The following is a 22,604-nucleotide window of genomic DNA, read 5'->3' on the forward strand; positions in this document are numbered from 1 at the left end:
TCCTTTGTTCCTGCCCTTAATTTTACTTTGAACATTCCGATACATAGACGTCAGCATGTCCTTATTTGTTTCCGCAAAATTTAACTTGCCCCGCGCATATGCCCGGTTTATGATAAAAGTAAATATCTGGTATGTGCAACTGGCGTAAACGTGGAGAACCACGAGGGAGCACATATGTCATGAGCCGTACGCCTGGGCAGAGTATCGTTTCTCGTGAAGAGAGGCGATGCTCTTTTTTATTGGGGAGGATGAAGCGGATGCAGAAGAGAAGGAATGTAGCTATTCTGATCTATGACAACGTTGAAGTGCTGGACTTTACGGGACCGTTTGAAGTGTTTATTACGGGCAGCAATCGCGGGCAGGATTTCCATGTGTTCACCGTTGCGGAGAATAACAGTCCCGTTACGGCCTTAGGCAATCTGAGCGTCAATCCGGCCTATACCATTCACGACTGTCCCAAGCCCGATATCGTGCTTATTCCCGGCGGCTGGGGCTCCCGTCAGGAAATGCACAACAAGGTGCTGACCGATTGGATCAGGAAATGCGCTGACGAGTCGGAGCTGCTGCTATCCGTCTGCACGGGTGCGCTGCTCCTTGCGAAGGCGGGAGTGCTGGAAGGGCTGAAGCTGACGACGAATCGTCTTGCAACCGAGGAGTTAAGGCAGGTCGCTCCGGCATCCGCCGAAATCTCCGAGACCGCCAGATATGTGGATAACGGAAAAATCGTCATGTCCGCCGGCATTTCGGCCGGCATAGACATGTCACTCTATGTCATCAGCCGCCTTCTTGGCGAGGAGAGAGCCTTGCATACCGCAAAACTAATGGAATACGATTGGGTGCCAAAAGAGCATTCCTGATGCACTTTGGCAATGATGAAAGAAACCTATCAGAGCATGTCGAGATTCTCGGCATGTTCTTTTTTGTGAGATTTGTTTTGATAAATTTTCCATAAAATATATTGACAGTCGATATATCGAGACTTAATATATAAGCATAAGATATATCGACAGACGATATAGTTCGAGTGGTGGGAAGGATGATAAGACATGAAAGAGATGCTGCCGCTTACCGAGGCGTTTTATTATATCCTGATCGTTCTCTATACGGAGCCATCACATGGATACGGCATTATGCAGGATACCGAGAAGAGAAGCGGCGGGCGCGTAAAGCTTGGTGCAGGAACTTTATATACGGCGCTTAATACCTTGCTGGGCAAAGGGCTGATTGAGCAATATCCCGTTCCGGAGGGAGCGGACTCGCGCCGCAAAATGTATGCCATTACGGAGAACGGCATGCTGGTAGTCGAAGCGGAGATCGCAAGACTGGAAGAGCTTCTGAACGTAGGGCGACAAGCTCTGATTACGAAGAAAGGGTGAGGCGGATGAGCGACAAGCTGATTAAGCGGCGCCGGCTGACGATGAGCTGGAACTTTGAGAAGGAAGAGCAATGGCTTAACGAGATGTCCCGTGACGGAATGCATTTCAAGAAGGCGAGTATGGCAAGCAGCTTCTTCGCGAAGGATGAATCGGTCCGGTATACGTACAGACTGGATTACCAGACCGGGCAAAAACTTGGAAGCAGCAAGTTTCAGGAGTATATTGATTTGTATCAGGACGCAGGCTGGGAATATGTCAGCTCTTACGGCTCGCTCTGGCATTATTTTCGCAGGGAATGGCAGCCCGGGGAGGAGCCTCGGCTCTATACGGACCGCGACTCCTTGATTCAGCTGTACAAAAGACTGCAAGGAGTTATGGCCGTAATGATGCTCGTTAACCTCGTAATCATGCTTGCCAATATGGTTAATCTGCGGAACTTCTTCAGCGGCGACAGGTTGTGGACGATAGGCCTGCCGGTGACAGTTCTTTATCTGCTCCTGTTCGGCGTATTGGGGTATGGCTGCTGGAGGATGCAGAAGAAAGTAAATGCGCTTAAACTTTAACCTGGATAACGGAAGGAGCAAATCTGCTATGAGAAAAAATCAATTGGGCAGTTCGGAATTATACGTAGGGGAGATTGGACTTGGCTGCATGTCGCTGGGTACGGATGAAGAAAAGGCCATTTCCCTTGTTCATGAAGCCTTGGAGCGGGGAGTAACCCTGCTGGATACAGCCGATCTGTATGACAGCGGCCGGAACGAAGAGCTTGTCGGCAAGGCCATCCGGGGACGCCGTGAGCAGGTGGTGCTGGCGACCAAGGTCGGCAACCGGAGAATAGCCGGACAGGAGGGCTGGGCTTGGGATCCTTCGAAGGCTTATATTTTATCCGCCGTGAAAGACAGCCTTAGACGGCTGGGGACGGACTACATCGATCTGTACCAGCTGCACGGCGGGACGATCGAGGATCCGATTGACGAGACGATCGAAGCGTTCGAGCAATTGAAGCGGGAGGGCGTAATCCGGGAATACGGCATTTCCTCGATCCGTCCGAATGTCATTCGGGAGTATGCTTCGCGGTCTTCCATCGTTAGCGTTATGAATCAGTATAGCATCGTGGACCGGCGGGCAGAGGAAACGGTGCTCCCGTTGCTGGAAGAAAAGGGGCTAAGCCTGATCGCGCGTGGGCCTGTTGCAAGCGGCGCGCTTGCGGCAAACCGCCAGCCGTCCAAAGGCGTGCTGGACTATGAACTCGATGAGCTTCTTGAGCTTCGCAGGCAATTGGAGCAGCTGACATCGGAAGGACGGAGCCTGTCGCAGCTTGCGATCCGTTATTCTCTCAGCCATCCGGCAGTAGCTGTGGCGATTCCGGGTGCAAGCTCCCGCGAGCAGCTTCTGCAAAATATCTCTGCCGCGGATATTCCACCGTTGACGGACGAAGAAGTACAGCTTATTCGCCGCTTAAGCAAAGCGGGCGTGTACAAGGTTCACCGCTAAGCTAAGCCCGATTCCAAGATCCGGAGGTTGTCAGGCGCAATGGAAAATGCGAACAAGTACAGGTTGAATGACAAGGAGATCGAAACGATCGTACGGGAGACTTTTGGACAGGCTTATATTTCGGTTAGCGAGCTAACGGACGGTTGGGCAAACATGGCTTACTCGATTGTGCTGGGGGATGGACGAAAGACTGTCCTGAAGATTGCGCCTTCCGCGGATAAGCTGGTCATGCGTTACGAGAAGAACATGATGCGGACGGAAGTAGAAGCCATGCGCCTCGTCGCGGACACGCCAGGACTTCCTGTTCCGCGCGTCTATGCGTACGATGCTGCTTGTTCGATCATCCCGGCGGAGTATTTTTTTATGGAGTATGTAGAAGGAACGGCAATGAATAAAATAAGGGACTCTCTCTCATTGGAGGAGCGGGAGGCCATCGCACGCGAGCTTGGCGGCTACAGCCGTTCCATTAATGCCTATAAGAACAGCTTCTTTGGGTCGCTTCAACCGGAGGGCCGCAGGAAGGATAACTGGGCGGAAGCGTTTGAGGGTATGATGGCGGATGTGCTGGCCGACGGCAAGGATGCAGGCGTCGAGCTGCCGGTGTCCTATACGGAAATCGAGAAGGAAGTGCTTCGCTACAGAGAACTGTTGGGAGTAGTTAAGGAAGCTTCGCTTATCCATTGGGATTTGTGGGATGGTAACGTGTTTGTCCATGAAGGCAGAATCTCCGGGCTGATCGACTTCGAGCGCGCCTTCTGGGGCGATCCGCTCAGCGAATTTTATTTCGGCCGCTTCGCGAAGAGTACTTTAGGCGCGTTCTGCGAGGGGTACGGCATTAACGGCTTAACCGAGTCCGAGCAGAGAAGACGCGTGTTGTACGATTTCTATCTCGATCTCATCATGGCCATTGAATGCACTTATCGTAAATACGAAAGCAAGGATCATATCAAGTGGGCTTACGAGAATTTCGCAGAGGGCTATAAGCAGCTGCAAGCCCTGTAGAATAGCAAAGCTGATGACGGTTAGTAAGCCGCCATCAGCTTTTTTTAGAGCTTCTTTATGACCTCGAATATGCGAAGATCGTTAATCGTCTGAATGACCATCGCCGAGTCGGGCATTTGGAATTTTCGCAGAATGGAATTAATCTGTTTCTTTATCGTTTCATATTCGACGCAGCGTTCCTCCGCGATTTGCCTCCGTTTCTTTCCCTCGCATAACAGCCTTAGAACCTGCAGCTCGCTTGGCGTAAGATCGGAAATGATCTGAATAATATTGATCAGGCTGTTCTCGGCTCGTTTCACACGCGCAAATTCCTCGCGGATTTTCTCGGCAATCATCGGGCGGATGGGAGAGGCATTCATGTAGGCCGCGCGGACAGCGTCCAGAACCTCGATGTCGGCTGCGTTTTTCAATAAGTAATCGGTAATGCCGGTTTGGAAAGCTGCAAAAATGAAATTCTCATCCTTGTGAACCGTGAGGACGATAATTTTCATATGCGGGTATTTCTCGTTGATTAATTTTGCTGCTTGAATACCCGCATATTGGGATTCCATCTCGATATCCATGAGAATGACATCGGGTTGGTGCAGGCCGGCCTGGAGGAGCGCATCATGTCCAGAGAAAGCACGCGCCACGCATATAAATTCATCATGCCTTGCAAAGGTTCTTTCCAGCCTTCGAAGATGGGCTTCCATGTCATCGGCGATGAGAATACGGATGGTTTGTTGTGTCATGGTACAAAAATCCCCTTTCATCTGCGTCTCTATCTAAATGATCGGCAAGAACACCGTAAAGGTTGTTCCCGCCTCTTTTTTGCTGTCTACTACAATTTTGCCGTCATGCCCCAGGATAATTTTATGGCAATAGGACAAGCCGATTCCCCAGTTGTTTACCGAAGCTTTCGTGGTGAAGAAAGGATCAAAGATCGTCTCTAAATGCTCGTCCGCGATGCCGGGACCGTTATCTGAAATCCGGATAAGCGCCCAGCCGTTCTGCCGGCTGCTTTCGATAGCGATATGGCCGTCCTCCCGGAATTGCAAGGATTCGCTGGCATTAAGAAGCAGATTATAAATGGCTTCGCTCAAATGGTTCGAATCTATATAGCAAATAGCTGGCGACAAACTTGGCGAAGTCTCCACCTTGCAGCGGACATTCAGCTCGGATAGCCGAGCAACCGCTTGTTGTACCGGCAGGTCGATAGACATCGGCTGCAGATTCAAGTTTATATTTTTCAATTTTTCAGCGGCGTCGTTGATGCTGTTTAACGCTGCATGAGAAGATTCAAGGATCAAATCTAGGCTATATGAGGATTCGTGATCAGCCCGATGGCGCTCTTTTAGATAAGCCGCCTCAGATTGAATGCCGATCAAGTGATTCTTCAGGGCATGGGTAAAAGCTCGCGTACCGAGAGTGGCCGTATCAATGCTTTTGTTGATTTGGATATCGCGATTTTTGCGGTAATTTTCTATCGAATGAAACTTATAGACCATATAGATCATCAAGAATAGAATCAAATAAATCGCATACGGAAACACCGGAAGAAGAATGGATTGATAGCTTAACGGCGGCTGCAAATAGTTGTAATACCCTTTCAAATAGGTGGCTTTCACCAGTACTTTCGGGGCCCATGAGAAAAGAAACAGATGGATGACGACAAGCGGAATAAAGAGCAGGACATGGTATAAGGTCAAATTTTTAATGAACCTAATTTTCGGATAATTCAAATAATAATTGAGCAGCAAGCCAAACGCAACAAAAAGTATGAGGTAGCGAAGGCATTTCAAGACGGTTTCTATCAAGTTAAACACTAGCGGATGATGTATTTCATTACTTAAAGAGATTTGAATGGAAGGATCAAAGTAGACGGTTTGAATCGCAAAATAGAATAGGATGCTCGCGTAGCCGATTCTCTGACTCTTCGGGCCAAGGCTATGCGTAAAGGCTATGGCGAAGCCTAGCAATGAGCAGTAGAAGAGTCCGACTCCGATATTCAGAATACGGATAAGCCAGTTCGGATTGAATTGGGTTAATACAAGATAGTTCCAGGTTCCGGGACTGAAGTCGAAGAAGCTGTGAATGACATTAAAGTAATAATTGAATTTGCTAAGGTACAAGGTGAACGAGATGAAAGAAAGCACCCAGCCGATAATAATGCCGTACATGAAGCGGGTCGAGGCGTGATTTAGCTTTTTATACGTAAACAAAATCGTGAAGATGAGCAGCAAGAGCGTAATGAACAGCAAAAAAGTCACTTCCTTCTCTTCGTGCAAAGTGGGGGTATAAAACATTCATCTATCGGCCAGCCCGGCATTTACGTAATATTCAAATTAAGAAAACGCACACAAATCATATCAAAAAAAGGGTGAGTGTCAATGAGGAAAAGTTTAAAGCTTGCCGTAACGGGCTCATTATTGATGGGGTTGCTGGCCGGCTGCGGTTCTAACGGGCAGACAGCAGACAACAACAGCACAGCTTCTTCTGCGCAGGATAAGACGGAGGTCGTTCACTTGAAGGCCACGGTCCTCCAGGATGATTTGGAAACGTTCAAGGCCGCTTATGCGGAGTTCAGCAAGGAAAATCCTAATATTCAAGTCGAATTCGCGACTATACCGCAAGCGCAATATTACGAAAAGCTTCGCATGCAGCTCTCCTCCGGGGACAATATCGATTTGTTCGGCGGCAACATGGACGTATTCCTGGACACGGGCATTCTGGAGCCGCTCGATGACTATATCAAGCAAGAAAACGTTGACGTCTCCGGTTATGGTCCGCTATACGACTCCTTGAAAGTAAACGGCAAAGTATACGGACTTCCCTACCGGAAATCCAACTGGATGCTGTACTACAACAAAACGCTATTCGATCAGGCGGGGGTAGCCTATCCGAAAGACGACATGACCTGGAGCGAATTCCGCGAGCTGGCCAAACAAATGACCAAAGGCGAAGGGGCGAATAAAATTTACGGCGCGTTCCTGCAGCCTTGGGCGCAAACCTGGTATATGCAGGGCGTTCAGACTGGCGCTTCCATTATCGACAAGGATCTAACACCGTTTAAGGAAGGGCTGCAATTCCGGATGGATCTGGAAAAGGACGGCTCCATTATGGGCTGGGCGGAGCAAATTTCGACCTCGGCTCATTACAACTCCGCCTTCCAGAAAGGCAATGTTGCGATGAACCTGATCGGGGACTGGCATGTTGCTCAGCTTAGACAAGCCGAGGCGGAGAAAAAGATAGACTTCGATTGGGATGTTGTGCCTATCCCGCATCCGGATGGCGTAGCTGCCAATACAAGCCTGGCTACTCCGGTATCTCTGATGGTAAATAAAGATTCCAAGCATAAAGAAGAGGCCTTTAAAGTGGTTCAATTCATGAGCGGCGCGAAAGGCGCAGAGCAGTTTGCGGCTAAAGGCTTCCTCACCGGCTACATGAATGACGATATTCGCAAGATCTATATTGGCGATGGCAGCTTGAAGCCCAAAAACATTCACTACTTCGTCGAGCAAAAGGAATATCCGGAATATCCGCTGCTGCCGGGCGTCAAAAACATTCTTGTGCAAGGCGTGTACTTGCAAGAAGGGGAGCTGGCCTTAACGGGTGCTCAATCGGCCGAACAGGCCATCGACAAGATTGGTCAGCGCATAGCCTCCGAATGGGCTGATAAATACGCCGACGATTACAAATCCGGAAAATAAGGAACGCACAGAACAGAGAAGGCGGGCTTTGCTTGAAGAGCAGAGCCCGGCTGCTTCAAATGAGGTGAGGAAATGTCGAGTAAAGCGTTAAGGCGTAATCGTTTGACAGGGTATACGTTTTTACTTCCCAACATTCTGGGATTCTTAATCTTTATCTGCTTTCCGGTCTGCGCATCCTTCCTGATAAGCTTTACCGAATGGAATGGATTCGGCGAAATCAAATTTACCGGATTATCAAACTATACGCGCCTCTGGAGCGATGACACGTTCCGGATCTCCTTGATTAACAGCTTGGTTATGACGGCGGTCTTCGTACCCGCTACGTTGATTCTTGCTATCTTGGCCGCAGTCGCCCTTAACAGAGGGATAAAAGGCGTTAAGCTGTTTAGAACGGCCATTTTCCTGCCTCACATTACAGCAACCATTGCCGTAGCCGTCGTATGGCAGCTGCTCTATAACCCGACCATGGGACCGATAAACGGATTACTGAGAAGCCTCGGCATTGCTAATCCTCCCGCATGGCTTGCGTCAACGCAATGGGCGCTCCTATCCGTCATTATCGTCAGTATCTGGCATTCCATTGGTTATTACATGGTCTTGTATTTGGCAGGCTTGCAAGGAATTCCGAAGGATCTCTATGAAGCGGCGGAAATTGACGGCGCGGGCAAGGTATCCCAGTTCCGCAATATTACCATGCCGATGCTGTCGCCGGTTATTTTCTTCACGGTTATTATGGGCATTATCAATTCGTTCAAGGTATTCGACCTGGTTTATGTTTTGACCAAGGGAGGACCGGGCCGCTCAACGCATATGCTTGTATACGATATTTACGATACAGCCTTCAAACGTTACGAATATGGCTATGCCTCTGCCATGGCCTATGTCCTATTTGCGATCATCCTCGTCATTACGCTGATTCAATTCAGAGGCCAAAAACGATGGGTGAATTATTCCTGACGGATATAGCGGGTTAGAGAGGGGAGAAGCCGGTAATGAGCACGCGAGTAGAAGCAAGTCAGACAATGATTACAATAGCAAGGCGCCAGCAAATTGGACAATGGTTTAGAAAAACAGCGTTTTACGCCGTTGTCACGGCCGTAGCCCTGTCGATGGTCGTTCCTTTCCTGTGGATGCTGTCCGCATCGGTGAAGTCGGAAGCGGAAATATTCAGTTTTCCGATTCAGTGGATTCCAAGTCATTTTTTCTGGTCGAATTACAGCAAGGTATGGACAGAGCTTCCGTTTTTCACCTATTACCTCAATACGATAAAAATCGCCGTGCTAACCACGCTGCTGCAGATCATTACATGCTCAACGGCTGCGTATGCCTTTGCCAAAGTGAAGTTTCCGGAACGCGATAAGCTGTTCTTCTTATATGTAGCAACGATGATGGTGCCTTATCAGGTCATGATGATTCCCCAATTTGTGTTAATCAAGAAAATCGGATTAATGGATTCGCATTGGTCGCTCATTCTGCTCGGAGCTTTTAGCCCGTTTGGCGTCTTTCTGTTCAGACAGTTTTTTATGTCCATTCCGGAAGAACTCTCGGAGGCGGCCAGAATCGATGGATTAAGCGAATTTGGGGTGTATGCGCGTATTATCCTTCCGCTTATTCGTCCGGCGATTGCGAGCTTGACGATCTTTACCTTTATGCATTCCTGGAACGACTTTCTGGGTCCCTTAATCTACTTGAATTCGGACAGCCTGTTTACCCTTCAGCTTGGGATGCAGCATTTCCAATCCGAACATGCGACGGAGTATGGACCGTTAATGGCGGCAGCCGTGTGCGCGATAATACCGACTATAATTATTTACTTTTTGGCCCAGGACCACTTTGTAGAGGGCATTTCCGCTGGCGCGGTTAAAGGGTGAACATCAGATGAAGCCAAACATCATTTATATATTTGCAGATCAGTGGCGGAAGCAAGCTGCCGGGTATACGGGTGAGGACTCTGTTCTTACGCCGAATATCGACCGGTTCGCACAGGAGAGTCTGGTGTTTAACCATGCGCTCTCTTGTACGCCGCTTTGCTCCCCTCACCGCGCAGCACTTATGACAGGCAAGTATCCGCAATCCAATGGCGTGTATACGAACTGCAAGAACGGGGCAGACGTCATGCTGAGCCCGGATGAGATCTGTATCGGCGATGTTTTGAAGGACGCGGGGTATCAGACCGGATATATCGGCAAATGGCATTTGGATCTGCCCGAGCAGAACGAATGCCCGGAGCCGGAATCCGGTGCTCGGGAGTGGGACGCTTATACCCCGCCGGGGCCGAAGCGGCATGGCTTTGATTTCTGGTATTCCTACGGCGCGTACGATCATCACATGAAGCCGCATTATTGGAAAGATACGCCGGAGATGATTCAAGTGGAGCAGTGGTCTCTGGAGCATGAAACGGATGTGGCGCTGGACTTTATCCGGACAAAAGGACGCGAGGTTGACAAGGCTCCGTTTGCTTTGTTTGTCTCTTGGAATCCGCCGCATAGTCCTTTTGAGCTTGTACCTGAGCGATACAAAGACATATACAACGGACGGGAGCTGAATTTACGGCCGAATATCAGCCCGGATCACCTAGCCGCCCATACGGGAGAGCCGTTTGAGGGCGGGATTCATGCGCTACTCCGGTATACGCGCGATTATTTCGCTGCGATAACCGGAATGGACGAGCAATTTGGCCGCATCTGGCGGGAGGTGCAGGAGCTGGGGCTATCGGAGAACACGTTGATCGTGCTTTCTTCCGATCACGGGGAGCTCATGGGCTCGCATGGCTTGATGGCGAAGCATTCGTGGCATGAAGAATCCATCGGTATCCCTTGTTTGATGAGCTGGAGAGGCATGATCAAGCAGGGCAGCACTGATGTGCTTTTTAATAGCGTCGATATCATGCCTACGCTGCTTGGGCTAGCCGGAATTCCCGTTCCTGCCTCTGCCCAGGGGCTGAATCTATCGGGCGATATTCTCGGAACCAGCCATACGGATATTTCATCGGTGTTTCTTTGTGCCTTTCCGGGAAGAAAAGAAGCAATCGAGAGCTACGCCGCTCTGGGGCTGGATAACCGGAAATATGGCTGGCGGGGCATTCGAACAAGAAAGTACACGTATGTCGTTCATAAAGGGTATACGCCAGGCTCCGAAGTGCAGCGCATCTGGTATGACCTAGAGAAGGACCCGTACCAGCTTCATCCCGTTAGGATGAAGGAGCGGCCGCAAACGGGGCTGCTGTTGGCGTTGGAAGAGGAGCTGCAAGGCTGGTTAGAAGTCACGCAGGATCCGTTTGAACTGGTATAAGGGCCATGACCAATTAGCCTAAAAGGGCAGGGAGGATGCGGCAATGTGGCGTGAAGCGATTGAAGATGCAGTCGGCAAGGTTCGGCGGAATTTGGAAATGCATGAAGGAGCTTTTCCGCATATTACGAACGAAAAGCGCTATGAATGGTCCGGGAATGTAGATTGGATTGAAGGATTCCATACCGGGCTGACCTGGCTAAGCTATGAATATAGCCGGGATGTCTTTTTCAAAGAGCAGGCTAAGCGGCAGATTGCCGACTTTAAGAAGCGATTGGATGCGAAAATAAGCATCGAGCATCATGATATCGGGTTTTTGTTTGGATTATCGGCACTTGCCGGATGGTTTGTAGAGAGGGACGGCAGCTATCAAGTCCTTTCGCTTAAGGCAGCCGATCATTTACTCGGCCGATGGCGTGAGCAAGGCAGCTTCTTGCAAGCATGGGGACCGGAAAACGACGAGCTTAACGGCGGCCGGATCATTATCGACTGCTTAATGAACCTGCCTTTGTTATATTGGGCTTCGGAAGTGACGGGAAAGCCGCGGTATGCGGAGGTTGCCCGTAAGCAGGTCGAGCTTTCCAGAAGATATCTGGTGCGCGGCGACGATTCCTCCTACCATACCTTTTATTTCAATAGGGAAACCGGCGAGCCGCTTGGAGGCGGCACCCATCAAGGGTATACGGATGGTTCAACCTGGACGCGCGGTCAGGCATGGGGCATATACGGATTCGTGCTTTCCTACCGTTATACCAAGGATGCTGCATTCCTCACGACGGCAAAACGGTTATTGAGCTACTTTCTTGAGCATTTGCCTGAAGATCATGTCGCCTACTGGGATTTCAATGCGCCGATTACGGCCGATACAAGCCGCGACAGCTCGGCATCGGCCATAACGGCCTGCGGGATGCTGGAGCTGCTGGAGCTGCTGCCTGAAGATGATGCCGACCGCGGCTGGATCAAGCAGGGGCTGGATCAAACGATGCGCTCCCTCGTGAGCAGTTATGCTACAATTGGCGAAGAGGCGGAGGGCTTGCTGAAGCATGGCTCTTATCATGTCCGGGGAAATAATGGTCTGGATGACTATATGATCTGGGGAGATTATTATTACTTGGAAGCGTTAATGCGATTGGAACGCGGCATATCGGGTTATTGGTATGAGCGGGATAACAAATAATGCGTTTAAATTAGCTGATGATGGTCAAAGGCCACCATCAGCTTTTTTGCGTGACTTTAGAAGATACGAGTGTGGGCACAGAGATTTAATTGTAAAATGAGGGTAATGATATCACCGCCAGAAGGAGGAACTCGATTGCTTATCCGCCAACTCCAACAGAACGATCAAGATGTTGTTATTTCTATTTTTGAAGAATATCCCCTGCAATTTCCGCCTTTCGTTATTGCTAGATATCCCGTAAGGTGGGCGGACTATTTCGCCTCATCTCCTTCTAGCAGCAGAAGCGATTATTTTGTTGCGGAGGATAAGGGTGAAGTCGTTGGACACACGGGTTTTATTTTTAATGACGAGGTTGGTCATTGCGAGATTGTTGGCGTTGTTGTTAAGCAGAGTGCGGCACGTAAAGGCGTTGGCCGGGCGCTGCTCAGCGAAATCTGCGATAGACTGAGAGAACTCGGAGAGAAGCAGGTGATTTTGTATACGCTTGGCCATCCGGGAAATCGGGGGACGATCGATTTTTACAGCAGCATCGGATTTAACTTGGTTAATGAAGAGAAGGACTTTTTTGCAGAAGGATATGACCGAGTTACTTTTAAAAAGAGTTTCATTTAGGAGGCCATTGAACATGGAGCATCTATATAACAAGTACCGGTTTAGCGACGATAAGTCCCTGCTTGAGCTGGATACGATTCAAGCCTTTCTGGCGAAGAGTTATTGGGCAAACCAGCGGACAAAGGAAACCATCGAGAAGTCGATTCAGAACTCCACGTGCTACGGTATTTATTATGAAGATAGGCAAGTAGGCTTTGCCCGGGTCATAACGGATTGGGCTACCGTCTATTATTTGGCTGATGTATATATAGATGAAGAGCATCGGGGGCATGGTTTAGGGAAGGAGCTTGTAGGGTGGATCGTGCAGCAATACGAAGGACTGTCGGGGCTGCTCGGTACGCTGGATGCCCATGGATTATATGAGCAGTTCGGCTTTAGGCGTAATGCGGAGCGGTTTATGGTGAGGAGACCGGGGTCCTAGCCATTAATTTAGCTTGTCAAAAAGACCGCTCCTGCAAGCAGGAGCGGTCTTTTTTTTACGATTATTTATTTCTTATCCGAGCTCAGATCCAACCATGCCATCTCTTCGCGAGTCAGCTTGATGCGCGAGCCTTCGTCGCAGGAGCGGAGCTCCTCGAGCGATTGGGCGCCGATGAGGGCGCAGGTCGGGAAGGCTTGGTTAAGCACGTAAGCGAGCGCGATCTGGATTTGCGTGACGTTCTTTTGCTCGGCGAGCTGCTTCGCGCGCTCATAACGCTCCCAGTTGTCGTCGCTGTAGAAGACGCGGACCAGATCGGCATTGCTGCGATCCTCCGGCGTGAAACGGCCGGTAAAGAAGCCGCGGGCCTGCGAGGACCAGGAGAACAGCGGAAGCTGGTTGGCTTCATGCCAGGCAAGAGTCTCGTCGTCGACGGACACGCAGCCGGACCAGAACGGCTCGTTGGCTTTCGCAAGGCTAAGGTTAGGGCTGCTGAACGAGAAGCCAACAAGGCCTTTTGCCGCTGCGTAGTCATTCGCCTCTTGAATGCGCTGCCAAGTCCAGTTGGATACGCCAATCGTTTGCACCGCGCCGGATTTGATATGCTCATTCAGAATCTCAATTACTTCGCCTGCAGGGACGTTGGGATCATCGCGGTGAAGACCGTACATGTCGATCGTATCGACTTGGAGGCGCTCAAGGCTCGTCATCAGGTCGCTGCGGATCGCTTCGCGGCTGACGCGCGGGCCATTCTGGTCGTGATGGGCGCCTTTGGTCAGGATTACCCATTGGTCGCGGGTGCCGCGTTCCTTCAGGTAACGGCCGATCACTTCCTCGCTTTGTCCGCCGCAATAAATATGAGCGGAGTCAAAGCAGTTGCCGCCAATGGCGAAGTAGGCGTCCATGTTGGCAGCGGCTTTTTCGTAAGAGTCATGGTAGAAATAGTCCGTCCCTTTCATCAAGCGGGATACCGGTTTGTCCAATCCTTGCAGCTTTAAGAATTCCATAGTAAGCAGCCTCCTCAGAGATCATTATTTTACAATACTTGGACTCTTGCGTGTTCACGGGCAGATAACAGACAAGCATCAATAACCTTCATATTGCGGATGGCATCGGATGTCGGGAATTCCAGAGGAGTACCGTTTGTAACGGAACGGGCAATGGAATCCGCTTGCGCCGTATACGAATTTACGTACGGTACCTCAATCTGGCGGCGCTCACCGTTTGCACTCAGGTAGATATGGCTGCTTTCCGCCGTTGGCGTAACTAACGCGGAAGGAACTTCGATAATACCGTCGGTTCCGAGAATCTCCAGCGGATTGCGGAACGCCGCCCACATGCCGCAGTCGAAGGTAAGCGATATGTTGCCGTCAAATTCAATCAGGCCGGAGGCCATCATATCGACATCGTCATGCTCTTGCGAGAAAAGGGCGTTGACTGTAACCGCTTCCGGTTCTTTATCCAAAAGCAGACGCGCCACGTTAATCGGATAACAGCCTACGTCATAGATGGAGCCGCCGCCCCAAGCCTTGCGGAAGCGGACATTCTTGGAGTCGTTCGGGTTGTTGAACGTAAACGCGCTTCGGATCCCGCGAATCTGACCGATTGCACCGGCTGCGATCAGCTCTTTAATCTGCTGATAGCGCGGATGATAGCGATACATAAACGCCTCGGACAGAAGAACGCCTGCTTGGTCGGCCGCTTCGGCCATCTCTGCCGCTTCGTGCGCGTTCAGCGCGAGAGGCTTCTCGCACAAAATATGCTTGCCTGCTTCAGCTGCGCGGATGGCCCATTCCTTATGGAGATGGTTCGGCAGCGGGATATAAATAACGTCAATCGAGCTGTCGGCCAGAAGCGCCTCGTAGCTGTCATAGGCAGTAGGAATGTTCAAAGCTTCAGCCGTTTGTCTGGCTTTCTCTCCGTCGCGGCTCGCGATCGCGGCAACTTCGTTCAAATCGGATAAATGAAGGCCAGGAATTACCGCGTTTTTTGCAATATTAGCGCATCCCAGAATGCCCCATCTAAGCTTTTTGCTCATGCTTCACCCTCGCTTTGTTAGAATGATTTATGACTATATTGCGATTATAGGAGAAGATAATTAAAATTAAAATGATATTATTTTGTATACCATTAGAACAATATTGACATAAAGAGGTGCCTGCTATGAAACGTCAAAGCCTGCTGCTTACGCTTCCGAATATGCCGTATTTTTGCATGCCTGAATCGGTGGGCAATTATCGGTTTGACCCGGAGCACAGCACTACGCGCGAGGCCGGAGCCTTGAACAATTTCAATATTCATTACTGCGTTTCCGGCAAGGGCTATGCGGAGATTGATGGCGTTGTTCATGAGCTTCGGGCAGGGGAAGCCGTGCTGTATTTTCCTCTGCAGAAGCAGCGCTATTACAGCAGCCAGGACGAGCCGTGGGACGTGCGATGGTTTCATTTCTACGGAGGTACGGGCCTTCGGGATTATCTGATTGAGCAGGGCTTCCACAAAAGTCCGCTATGGAAGCTCCGCCAGCCCCAGATTTGGGAACAGGCGCATGAGGAGCTGCTGCACGAAGCCGAGACGCACCGGATGCTTCGGCCGGCCCAGCTGTCGATGCTTACCTATATGCTTCTGACGGTTTTTGTTGAGCATGCGTCTGCGCTGCAAGGGAACAAGACGGGGACTTCAAGCGAGCGGATTATGGAGCTGCTTCCGTTGATGCAGCAGGAGGCGGTGAAGCCTTTTATTCTGGAGGAGTGGGCAGACCGGGTCGGGGTGACGCCTTATTATTTCTGCAAGCTGTTCCGCAGCGCTACCCGCATGACGCCAATGGACTTTATTACCCGATGCCGCCTGCAGGCGGCGAAGCAATGGCTGCTTGAGCGGAAGGACGATAACATCGGACAGATTGCGGAGGAGGCGGGTTATCCAAGCGTCAGCTATTTCAACAAGCGGTTTATGGAACATGAAGGGATGACGCCAACGGCATACCGGAGATTGTTCGGGGTGTAAAAAAACGAGGCTGTCTTCCTTTGAATCAACGTAAGATAGCCCCATTTTCACATGGTTGGATATTAATTAAACGGCAATGCAAATCTTCCCGAATGCAGAGCCTTGTGCCAGGTAACGGAAGGCATCAAGTGACTGAGCGAACGGAAAGGTCTTGTCAATGACTGGGCGCAGGGAATGCTGTTCAATAGCACGATTCATTCTTTCGAACATCTCCCGGCTGCCTACGTTAATTGCTTGGAGTCTGGCTTTGCGGATAATAGCTGGGACGATGGCAAAATCCTCAACTTCGGCTCCCGACAAGATGCCAACAATGCTGACCTGACCGCCAACCTTCAGGGCGGAGATCGAGCGATTCAGCGTAGAGGCGCCTCCCAGATCAACGATGTGGTCGGCCCCGCGGCCTTGTGTATAGGCAAGAACAGCCTGATCCCATTCAGGGGTTGTTTGATAGTTAATGCCGTAATCGGCTCCCAGCGCTTTTGCCCGTTCCAGCTTCTCATCGCTGCTGGATGTGATGATGACATGGGCTCCAAGAAGCTTGGCGAACTGCAGTGCGAATAACGACACGCTGCCTGTTCCTTGTACGACAACAACGTCCCCGGCTTTGACTTGGCCCTCCTCTGCAATGGCATGCCATGCGGTAACACCGGCGCAAGCTAAGGCTGCTGCTTCTTCATCGGTTAAATGTTCGGGGATACGGACGACTCCTTCCTCCGGCAATACAACATACTCGGCGAGCATCCCGTCCCGTGGACTACCCAGCGTCGATACCCAGTTCTCCTGCGTAGGCTCCCCTGATGCCCAGCTCTGCGTAAAAATCCCGCTCACACGTTCACCGATTTGGAATTTGGCTGCGCCATCCCCTAAGGCTACAATTCTGCCGACCCCATCCGAGACAGGGATAAGAGGCTCAGTCCGGTTAGGTTCATAAAATCCATTAATAACTCCCATATCACGGGAATTCAGAGAAACGGCCTTTACTTGAATAAGGACCTGGTTGGGGCCAGGGGCAGGGATAGGAAGATCAACCTCTTTTACATAATCTAATCCAAATCCGTCCTGCAGTCTGAATGCTTTCATAACACGCACACTCCCTTGTAAGATATAGACATAATATAATGGATGCCATAAAATTTAGTAACACGGCACTTTAAGGTGGCTTACGAACGTTAAGGTGCGTACAAGGGAGGGTAGAGCATGAAGAAGCTGCCGGATATCTCGCTGGAGTTATGCAGATATACCCATGTGCTGGAGGTTATATCCAATAAATGGACAGCACTGGCTATCTACGCAATGGAGGATGGCATTATTCGATATGGGGAAATGAAGAGGCGTATTGAAGGCATCTCGCAGAAAATGCTCACTCAAACGTTGAAGCAGCTGGAGCGGGATGGCATCGTCACACGCAAGCTTACTCCTTCGGTCCCGCCGATCACGGAATACTCGCTAACACCACTCGGGGAGTCGCTTCTGCCGATTATGAATATGCTTAAAATCTGGGCAGTTGATCATTATGATAACGTACAGAGGGCAAGACAAGAGTATGACGACAGCCATTAGACATAGAAAGGGGGTGTCCCGTAAGTCATGAAAATGACGATGGGACACCCCCTTTTTTATTTGGGCTAAACTTTGCCTTTCGGCATTTTGCTCTCATCCATGTACAGCAGGTTCCAACGGTGGCCGTCCGGATCGGCAAAGCCCGCGCCGTACATCCAGCCGTCCGATTCGCTAGGCTTGCCGAAGATGGTGCCGCCGGCAAACTCTACTTTTTGAATAAATTCGTCCACTTCTTCTCTGCTGTTAGCGCCAAGGGAGAACAAGACCTCGGCATATTGGGAAGTATCGGCAACTTTCGCGCCTGAAAATTTCTCAAGCGCTGCATCGGGAAAGAGCAGGAACGTGGTCTGGCCAATCGTGAGCTTGGCCCTCTCGCTGCCTACGTTAGTGGCTTGGAATCCGATTTGATTAAAAAAGGCAGTTGATTTCTGAACATCCTTGACCGGCAGGTTAATCCAAATCTCCTGTGACATGGCTCTAGCCTCCTGGAATATATATTTCAACTAGTCCTACTATACTCTACATTTGGGGAAGGAAGCGAGTCCTACGTAGGGCAATCAGCTACATTGGATTTCATACAGCGTAAGGGACGATATTGTCCGGTTTCTAATGCTAGATTGGATTGAGTACAGCATAATGCGCTCATTTGGACGCACGTGGCGTCTTTAAGTCGTTTTTACTGGATGGAATCCATCGTAGCCGCTGAAATCGTTCCTTTTGCCGTAATTTTACTGGAGAAAATCCAACGTAAGGCGGAGAGAAGGAAAGTATGGTGAAAAGGCTGCTCCATCGTTACTGTGGCTGGGGGAGTCAAGAGAAGTAATTAAGACTTAAGCAGATTAAACATTTATCTGCTTAAGTCTTTTTTGTTTGTTTTTTTATAAAAACGAGTTAACGAAGTGAAAAGATTTAAAAAGCTTCCGCTTGTATGATTTGTCTATCGGCTCATTCATCTCACAAATCGAGAGGGGATAGACAGAAATGAAAAAAGTGTTATCGATCCTGATGTTAACCGCATTAATCGTGGTGCTTGCCGCTTGCGGCGCGAACGGCAGCAGTAACAAAGGCGGCAACAGCAGCAACAATGGCGGCGAGAAAGCTACAAATAACGCATCGGCCGGAAACAGCGCGGAAAGCACCAACACGGGTGCCTCCACCGAAAAAGGCAAAATCGGTATCTCCATGCCGACGAAATCGTCGGAGCGCTGGGTGGGCGACGGCGCCAACATGAAGAAGGAATTCGAAGCGCTTGGTTACACGGTAGACCTTCAGTATGCGGAGGATGTAATCGAGAACCAGGTTTCCCAAATCGAGAACATGATCACGAAGGGCGTTAAGGTGCTTGTTATTGCCGCAATCGACGGCGAGTCCCTGACGGACGTGCTGCAAAAAGCAGCCGACCAGAACATTCAAGTGATTGCTTATGACCGTCTGATCAAAAATACCGAGCATGTCAGCTACTACGCGACCTTCGATAACTTCAAAGTAGGCGTGCTGCAAGCCTCTTACCTCGAAGATAAGCTTGGCCTGAAGGACGGCAAAGGACCGTTTAACATCGAGCTGTTCGCCGGTTCCCCGGACGATAACAACGCGTACTTCTTCTTCGACGGCGCGATGTCGGTTCTCCAGCCTTACATCGACAGCGGCAAGCTGGTCGTGAAGAGCGGCCAGACGAAAATGGAGCAGGTCGCAACCCTCCGTTGGGACGGCGCAACCGCGCAATCCCGGATGGATAACCTGCTGAGCGCGAACTACGCTACCGACACGGTAAACGCCGTATTGTCGCCGTATGACGGCATCAGCATCGGCATTATCTCCTCCCTGAAAGGGGTAGGCTACGGCACGGCGGATAAGCCAATGCCAATCATTACGGGCCAAGACGCCGAGGTTGCTTCGGTGAAATCCATCATTGCCGGCGAACAAACCTCCACGATCTTCAAAGATACCCGTGAGCTGGCGAAGGTAGCGGTTAGCATGGCTCAAGCGGTAATCGAAGGCAAAGAAGCGCAAGTGAACGACACGAAAACGTACAACAACGGCGTGAAGGTAGTTCCTTCCTTCCTGCTGGAGCCGGTTTCCGTAGACAGCACGAACTACAAGCAAGTTCTGGTCGACTCGGGCTACTACACCGAAGACGAACTGAAATAAGACACTGAAGCATTGCGGCAGCCAAATGATTTAGCGACGGCCTCAAAGCCGTTGCTAAATCATTTTCCGTATTCCTTATCCAACTGAAGGCGTGGTGCTAGCTTTGACTGATATCCTACTCGAAATGCGGGGAATCACCAAAACCTTTCCGGGCGTAAAGGCGCTGGAGAACGTTAATTTAAAGGTAAAAGAAGGCGAAATACACGCGCTTATGGGAGAGAACGGCGCGGGCAAGTCGACGCTGATGAAGGTACTCTCCGGCGTATATCCGTTTGGATCCTATGAAGGCGACATTTTATTCAAGGGCAAAGCCTGCGAATTTAAAGATATCGGAAGCAGCGAGCAGCTTGGCATCGTCATCATCCACCAGGAGCTTGCTCTTATTCCGCAGCTGTCCGTGGCTGAAAATATTTTTTTAGGCAACGAGCAGGCAAGCCGCGGCATTATTAACTGGAACGAGACGGTTGTGAAGACGCGAGAGCTGCTCAAGACCGTAGGCTTGTCCGAATCCCCGAATACGCTTGCAGGAACGATGGGGGTAGGCAAGCAGCAGCTTGTCGAGATTGCGAAGGCTTTATCCAAGGAAGTAAAGCTGCTTATCCTGGACGAACCAACCGCGGCGCTTAACGAAGAGGACAGCGAGAATCTGCTGAATCTGATGCTGGCGTTCAAGGAGCAGGGGCTGACGTCCATTATTATCTCTCACAAGCTGAACGAAATTATGAAGGTAGCCGACTCCATTACGATTCTGCGCGACGGCCAGACGATCGAGACGCTGCGGGTTCGCGAGGATCAAATTACCGAGGACCGGATTATTAAAGGGATGGTTGGACGGGATCTGACGCATCGTTATCCGGAGCGGGTGCCGCATATCGGAGAGATCCTGTTCGAGGTCAAAGACTGGAACGTCTATCATCCTCAGCAAGCGGAACGCAAAGTGATCGACGAAGTCAGCTTCCATATTAACCGCGGCGAGATTGTTGGCATTGCGGGGCTTATGGGGGCAGGACGCACGGAGCTTGCGATGAGTATTTTCGGCCAGTCCTACGGGAAAAAAATCAGCGGCCAGCTGTTCAAGGACGGCCGGGAAATCCGGCTGCCCGACATCAGCAAAGCGATTGACGAAGGCATTGCCTACGTAACCGAGGATCGCAAGGAATACGGGCTTGTCCTGATGGACGACATCAAACGCAATACAACGCTTGCCAACCTATGGGGCATTTCCAAATGGTTTGTGGTGGACGATTACAAAGAGATTACCGAGGCGGAAGGCTTCCGCAAGAAGCTGAACATCAAGACGCCAAGCGTTCATCAGAAAACCGGCAACCTGAGCGGAGGAAACCAGCAGAAGGTTGTGCTAAGCAAGTGGATTTTTACCGGTCCGGACCTCCTTATTCTCGATGAACCAACCCGGGGCATTGACGTAGGGGCGAAATACGAGATTTACACCATTATCAATCAACTGGCGGAGCAAGGGAAAGGCATTCTGATGATCTCTTCGGAGCTGCCGGAGCTGCTTGGGATGTGCGACCGGATCTATGTCATGAACGAAGGACGTTTTACCGGGGAAGTGCCAAGAGCGGAAGCCAGCCAGGAAACGCTTATGAAGTATATGACGAAAAGCAGGAGGTAGGACAGCATGGAAACCGCGCTAAAGTTATTACGCAGCAATATCCGGCAATACGGCATGTTTATTGCACTTATCCTAATCATGCTGCTCTTTCAGTTTCTATCCGACGGCATTCTGCTGAAGCCGCTTAATATTACGAACCTGATTTTGCAGAATAGCTATATTCTAATTCTGGCCATTGGCATGCTGCTCGTTATTATCACCGGCCATATCGATCTTTCCGTCGGCTCCGTTGCGGCGTTTGTTGGCGCGGTATCGGCCATCATGATGGTCAAACACGGGATGTCCTTCCCGGTGGCGATGGTGCTGTCGCTAGTGTTCGGCGCTATCGTTGGCGCTTGGCAGGGCTTCTGGGTTGCTTATGTCCGGATTCCGTCCTTTATCGTCACGCTGGCGGGGATGTTATTATTCCGCGGCCTCACGATGCTGGTGCTGGACGGCAAGTCGGTGGCTCCGTTCCCGCAGGGCTTCCGCTCCATAAGCACCGGGTTTCTGCCTGACATACCGGGGGGCTGGGACATTCATCTACTTACGGTGTTGATCGGAATCGTTTTGTCGGTGCTGTACATCTTTATGGAGTGGCGCGGGCGTCTGGTTCAAAAAAGATACAAGCTTGAGCTGCTGCCGATTCCGTTCTTCCTGATCAAGCTGGCAGCCGTCGTGATTATTACGAACCTGTTCACGTACGTGCTTGCTTCCTACAAAGGTCTTCCGAACATTCTCATCATGCTGTTTATCCTGATTGCCTTGTACACCTTCGTGATGCGCAAAACGGTGATGGGCCGTCATATCTATGCGCTCGGCGGCAATGAGAAGGCGGCAAGACTGTCCGGGGTGAAGACGAAAAAAATGACCTTCTGGGTCTTCGTCAATATGGGCGTGCTTGCCGCCCTTGCGGGTCTTGTGTTCGCGGCAAGGCTGAACGCGGCTACTCCGAAGGCCGGGGTGAACTTCGAGCTGGATGCCATCGCGGCCGTCTTTATCGGCGGGGCCTCGGCAACGGGCGGAGTGGGTACGGTAATCGGGGCAATTGTTGGCGGTCTAGTTATGGGCGTCATGAATAACGGGATGTCGCTGGTGGGTCTGGGCATCGATTATCAGCAAGGCATCAAGGGTCTGGTACTGCTGCTCGCGGTCGCCTTCGACCTCTATAACAAAAACAAATCTGCTTAATAACAGAGCCGTCTCTTGGCGCGTCTAAACACTT

The 22,604-nt window shown here is 50.6% G+C and carries 23 protein-coding genes and 1 riboswitch; of the genes, 17 read left to right on the top strand and 6 right to left on the bottom strand.

Annotated elements, in window-relative coordinates; genetic code table 11:
- Positions 1–125: 125 nt before the first annotated feature.
- Positions 126–205, top strand: a riboswitch (ZMP/ZTP riboswitch).
- A 52-nt stretch (positions 206–257) separates the two neighbouring features.
- The 5 genes from ACR9FF_RS03435 (at position 258) to ACR9FF_RS03455 (ending at position 3,872) form a co-directional block, all read left to right on the top strand.
- Positions 258–857, top strand: a complete 600-nt coding sequence (locus ACR9FF_RS03435; protein ID WP_435169019.1) for a DJ-1/PfpI family protein — start codon at positions 258–260, stop codon at positions 855–857.
- Between the two features lie 189 nt (positions 858–1,046).
- Positions 1,047–1,376: a PadR family transcriptional regulator gene (locus tag ACR9FF_RS03440; protein WP_116394466.1), complete on the top strand. Its 330-nt coding sequence runs from the start codon at positions 1,047–1,049 to the stop codon at positions 1,374–1,376.
- Positions 1,377–1,381: 5 nt separating this feature from the next.
- A complete protein-coding gene (locus tag ACR9FF_RS03445; RefSeq protein WP_127498165.1) occupies positions 1,382–1,939 on the top strand; it encodes a DUF2812 domain-containing protein in 558 nt (185 codons plus the stop codon).
- A gap of 28 nt (positions 1,940–1,967) precedes the next feature.
- Positions 1,968–2,870, top strand: coding sequence for an aldo/keto reductase (locus ACR9FF_RS03450; protein WP_435169022.1), 903 nt, complete (start codon positions 1,968–1,970; stop codon positions 2,868–2,870).
- A 39-nt stretch (positions 2,871–2,909) separates the two neighbouring features.
- The gene (locus tag ACR9FF_RS03455) at positions 2,910–3,872 is read left to right on the top strand and encodes a phosphotransferase family protein (RefSeq protein WP_435169024.1); all 963 of its coding nucleotides are present in this window, start codon (positions 2,910–2,912) and stop codon (positions 3,870–3,872) included.
- 44 nt (positions 3,873–3,916) lie between these two features.
- On the opposite strand, the gene ACR9FF_RS03460 is transcribed toward ACR9FF_RS03455, so the two are convergent.
- Positions 3,917–4,603, bottom strand: a complete 687-nt coding sequence (locus ACR9FF_RS03460; protein ID WP_435169026.1) for a response regulator transcription factor — start codon at positions 4,601–4,603, stop codon at positions 3,917–3,919.
- Positions 4,604–4,636: 33 nt separating this feature from the next.
- Complete coding sequence (locus tag ACR9FF_RS03465; protein WP_435169028.1) at positions 4,637–6,121, bottom strand: sensor histidine kinase; 1,485 nt, start codon at positions 6,119–6,121, stop codon at positions 4,637–4,639.
- A 120-nt stretch (positions 6,122–6,241) separates the two neighbouring features.
- Between ACR9FF_RS03465 and ACR9FF_RS03470 the strand changes: the two genes are divergently transcribed.
- The 7 genes from ACR9FF_RS03470 (at position 6,242) to ACR9FF_RS03500 (ending at position 13,059) form a co-directional block, all read left to right on the top strand.
- Entirely contained in the window at positions 6,242–7,561 is a 1,320-nt protein-coding gene (locus ACR9FF_RS03470; RefSeq protein ID WP_435169030.1) for an ABC transporter substrate-binding protein, read from the top strand.
- Positions 7,562–7,633: 72 nt separating this feature from the next.
- Positions 7,634–8,518, top strand: a complete 885-nt coding sequence (locus ACR9FF_RS03475; RefSeq protein ID WP_435169032.1) for a carbohydrate ABC transporter permease — start codon at positions 7,634–7,636, stop codon at positions 8,516–8,518.
- 35 nt (positions 8,519–8,553) lie between these two features.
- Positions 8,554–9,432, top strand: coding sequence for a carbohydrate ABC transporter permease (locus tag ACR9FF_RS03480; protein ID WP_435169034.1), 879 nt, complete (start codon positions 8,554–8,556; stop codon positions 9,430–9,432).
- Between the two features lie 7 nt (positions 9,433–9,439).
- The gene (locus ACR9FF_RS03485; protein ID WP_435169036.1) at positions 9,440–10,852 is read left to right on the top strand and encodes a sulfatase family protein; all 1,413 of its coding nucleotides are present in this window, start codon (positions 9,440–9,442) and stop codon (positions 10,850–10,852) included.
- A 43-nt stretch (positions 10,853–10,895) separates the two neighbouring features.
- A complete protein-coding gene (locus ACR9FF_RS03490) occupies positions 10,896–12,026 on the top strand; it encodes a glycoside hydrolase family 88 protein (protein ID WP_435169038.1) in 1,131 nt (376 codons plus the stop codon).
- A gap of 135 nt (positions 12,027–12,161) precedes the next feature.
- Positions 12,162–12,638 carry a GNAT family N-acetyltransferase gene (locus tag ACR9FF_RS03495; RefSeq protein ID WP_435169040.1) on the top strand — a complete coding sequence of 159 codons (477 nt, stop codon included), beginning with the start codon at positions 12,162–12,164 and terminating at the stop codon, positions 12,636–12,638.
- Positions 12,639–12,651: 13 nt separating this feature from the next.
- Positions 12,652–13,059, top strand: coding sequence for a GNAT family N-acetyltransferase (locus ACR9FF_RS03500; protein ID WP_116394456.1), 408 nt, complete (start codon positions 12,652–12,654; stop codon positions 13,057–13,059).
- Positions 13,060–13,124: 65 nt separating this feature from the next.
- On the opposite strand, the gene ACR9FF_RS03505 is transcribed toward ACR9FF_RS03500, so the two are convergent.
- Together ACR9FF_RS03505 and ACR9FF_RS03510 are read right to left on the bottom strand one after the other, a co-directional pair.
- Positions 13,125–14,063: an aldo/keto reductase gene (locus ACR9FF_RS03505; protein ID WP_012772653.1), complete on the bottom strand. Its 939-nt coding sequence runs from the start codon at positions 14,061–14,063 to the stop codon at positions 13,125–13,127.
- 29 nt (positions 14,064–14,092) lie between these two features.
- Entirely contained in the window at positions 14,093–15,094 is a 1,002-nt protein-coding gene (locus ACR9FF_RS03510; protein ID WP_435169043.1) for a Gfo/Idh/MocA family protein, read from the bottom strand.
- A 125-nt stretch (positions 15,095–15,219) separates the two neighbouring features.
- Between ACR9FF_RS03510 and ACR9FF_RS03515 the strand changes: the two genes are divergently transcribed.
- A complete protein-coding gene (locus ACR9FF_RS03515) occupies positions 15,220–16,059 on the top strand; it encodes an AraC family transcriptional regulator (RefSeq protein WP_127498180.1) in 840 nt (279 codons plus the stop codon).
- A gap of 66 nt (positions 16,060–16,125) precedes the next feature.
- Here the strand turns inward: ACR9FF_RS03515 and ACR9FF_RS03520 are convergent, their stop codons facing one another.
- Positions 16,126–17,139, bottom strand: a complete 1,014-nt coding sequence (locus tag ACR9FF_RS03520) for a zinc-dependent alcohol dehydrogenase family protein (protein WP_435169045.1) — start codon at positions 17,137–17,139, stop codon at positions 16,126–16,128.
- Positions 17,140–17,256: 117 nt separating this feature from the next.
- Between ACR9FF_RS03520 and ACR9FF_RS03525 the strand changes: the two genes are divergently transcribed.
- Positions 17,257–17,619 carry a winged helix-turn-helix transcriptional regulator gene (locus ACR9FF_RS03525; protein WP_201008491.1) on the top strand — a complete coding sequence of 121 codons (363 nt, stop codon included), beginning with the start codon at positions 17,257–17,259 and terminating at the stop codon, positions 17,617–17,619.
- Positions 17,620–17,684: 65 nt separating this feature from the next.
- Here the strand turns inward: ACR9FF_RS03525 and ACR9FF_RS03530 are convergent, their stop codons facing one another.
- Positions 17,685–18,092, bottom strand: coding sequence for a VOC family protein (locus ACR9FF_RS03530; RefSeq protein ID WP_435169048.1), 408 nt, complete (start codon positions 18,090–18,092; stop codon positions 17,685–17,687).
- Positions 18,093–18,600: 508 nt separating this feature from the next.
- On the opposite strand from ACR9FF_RS03530, the gene chvE reads away from it, so the two are divergent.
- The 3 genes from chvE to mmsB all read left to right on the top strand — a co-directional run bounded on the left by chvE (position 18,601) and on the right by mmsB (position 22,570).
- The gene (chvE, locus tag ACR9FF_RS03535) at positions 18,601–19,767 is read left to right on the top strand and encodes a multiple monosaccharide ABC transporter substrate-binding protein (RefSeq protein WP_127498184.1); all 1,167 of its coding nucleotides are present in this window, start codon (positions 18,601–18,603) and stop codon (positions 19,765–19,767) included.
- Positions 19,768–19,870: 103 nt separating this feature from the next.
- On the top strand, positions 19,871–21,400 hold the full coding sequence (gene mmsA, locus ACR9FF_RS03540) for a multiple monosaccharide ABC transporter ATP-binding protein (protein WP_435169050.1): 1,530 nt from the start codon (positions 19,871–19,873) through the stop codon (positions 21,398–21,400).
- Between the two features lie 6 nt (positions 21,401–21,406).
- The gene (gene mmsB, locus ACR9FF_RS03545; RefSeq protein ID WP_116394449.1) at positions 21,407–22,570 is read left to right on the top strand and encodes a multiple monosaccharide ABC transporter permease; all 1,164 of its coding nucleotides are present in this window, start codon (positions 21,407–21,409) and stop codon (positions 22,568–22,570) included.
- The last annotated feature ends 34 nt before the right edge of the window (positions 22,571–22,604 follow it).

It is taken from the genome of Paenibacillus glycanilyticus (genome assembly GCF_051200795.1).
GTDB classification, from domain to species: Bacteria; Bacillota; Bacilli; order Paenibacillales; family Paenibacillaceae; genus Pristimantibacillus; species Pristimantibacillus glycanilyticus.

Excerpts from the sequence above, each read along its gene's own strand:
- ACR9FF_RS03435 (WP_435169019.1), top strand. The coding sequence starts at position 258 with ATGCAGAAGAGAAGGAATGTAGCTATTCTGATCTATGACAACGTTGAA.
- ACR9FF_RS03440 (WP_116394466.1), top strand. The coding sequence starts at position 1,047 with ATGAAAGAGATGCTGCCGCTTACCGAGGCGTTTTATTATATCCTGATC.
- ACR9FF_RS03445 (WP_127498165.1), top strand. The coding sequence starts at position 1,382 with ATGAGCGACAAGCTGATTAAGCGGCGCCGGCTGACGATGAGCTGGAAC.
- ACR9FF_RS03450 (WP_435169022.1), top strand. The coding sequence starts at position 1,968 with ATGAGAAAAAATCAATTGGGCAGTTCGGAATTATACGTAGGGGAGATT.
- ACR9FF_RS03455 (WP_435169024.1), top strand. The coding sequence starts at position 2,910 with ATGGAAAATGCGAACAAGTACAGGTTGAATGACAAGGAGATCGAAACG.
- ACR9FF_RS03460 (WP_435169026.1), bottom strand. The coding sequence starts at position 4,603 with ATGACACAACAAACCATCCGTATTCTCATCGCCGATGACATGGAAGCC.
- ACR9FF_RS03470 (WP_435169030.1), top strand. The coding sequence starts at position 6,242 with ATGAGGAAAAGTTTAAAGCTTGCCGTAACGGGCTCATTATTGATGGGG.
- ACR9FF_RS03475 (WP_435169032.1), top strand. The coding sequence starts at position 7,634 with ATGTCGAGTAAAGCGTTAAGGCGTAATCGTTTGACAGGGTATACGTTT.
- ACR9FF_RS03480 (WP_435169034.1), top strand. The coding sequence starts at position 8,554 with ATGAGCACGCGAGTAGAAGCAAGTCAGACAATGATTACAATAGCAAGG.
- ACR9FF_RS03485 (WP_435169036.1), top strand. The coding sequence starts at position 9,440 with ATGAAGCCAAACATCATTTATATATTTGCAGATCAGTGGCGGAAGCAA.
- ACR9FF_RS03490 (WP_435169038.1), top strand. The coding sequence starts at position 10,896 with ATGTGGCGTGAAGCGATTGAAGATGCAGTCGGCAAGGTTCGGCGGAAT.
- ACR9FF_RS03500 (WP_116394456.1), top strand. The coding sequence starts at position 12,652 with ATGGAGCATCTATATAACAAGTACCGGTTTAGCGACGATAAGTCCCTG.
- ACR9FF_RS03505 (WP_012772653.1), bottom strand. The coding sequence starts at position 14,063 with ATGGAATTCTTAAAGCTGCAAGGATTGGACAAACCGGTATCCCGCTTG.
- ACR9FF_RS03510 (WP_435169043.1), bottom strand. The coding sequence starts at position 15,094 with ATGAGCAAAAAGCTTAGATGGGGCATTCTGGGATGCGCTAATATTGCA.
- ACR9FF_RS03515 (WP_127498180.1), top strand. The coding sequence starts at position 15,220 with ATGAAACGTCAAAGCCTGCTGCTTACGCTTCCGAATATGCCGTATTTT.
- ACR9FF_RS03520 (WP_435169045.1), bottom strand. The coding sequence starts at position 17,139 with ATGAAAGCATTCAGACTGCAGGACGGATTTGGATTAGATTATGTAAAA.
- ACR9FF_RS03525 (WP_201008491.1), top strand. The coding sequence starts at position 17,257 with ATGAAGAAGCTGCCGGATATCTCGCTGGAGTTATGCAGATATACCCAT.
- ACR9FF_RS03530 (WP_435169048.1), bottom strand. The coding sequence starts at position 18,092 with ATGTCACAGGAGATTTGGATTAACCTGCCGGTCAAGGATGTTCAGAAA.
- chvE (WP_127498184.1), top strand. The coding sequence starts at position 18,601 with ATGAAAAAAGTGTTATCGATCCTGATGTTAACCGCATTAATCGTGGTG.
- mmsB (WP_116394449.1), top strand. The coding sequence starts at position 21,407 with ATGGAAACCGCGCTAAAGTTATTACGCAGCAATATCCGGCAATACGGC.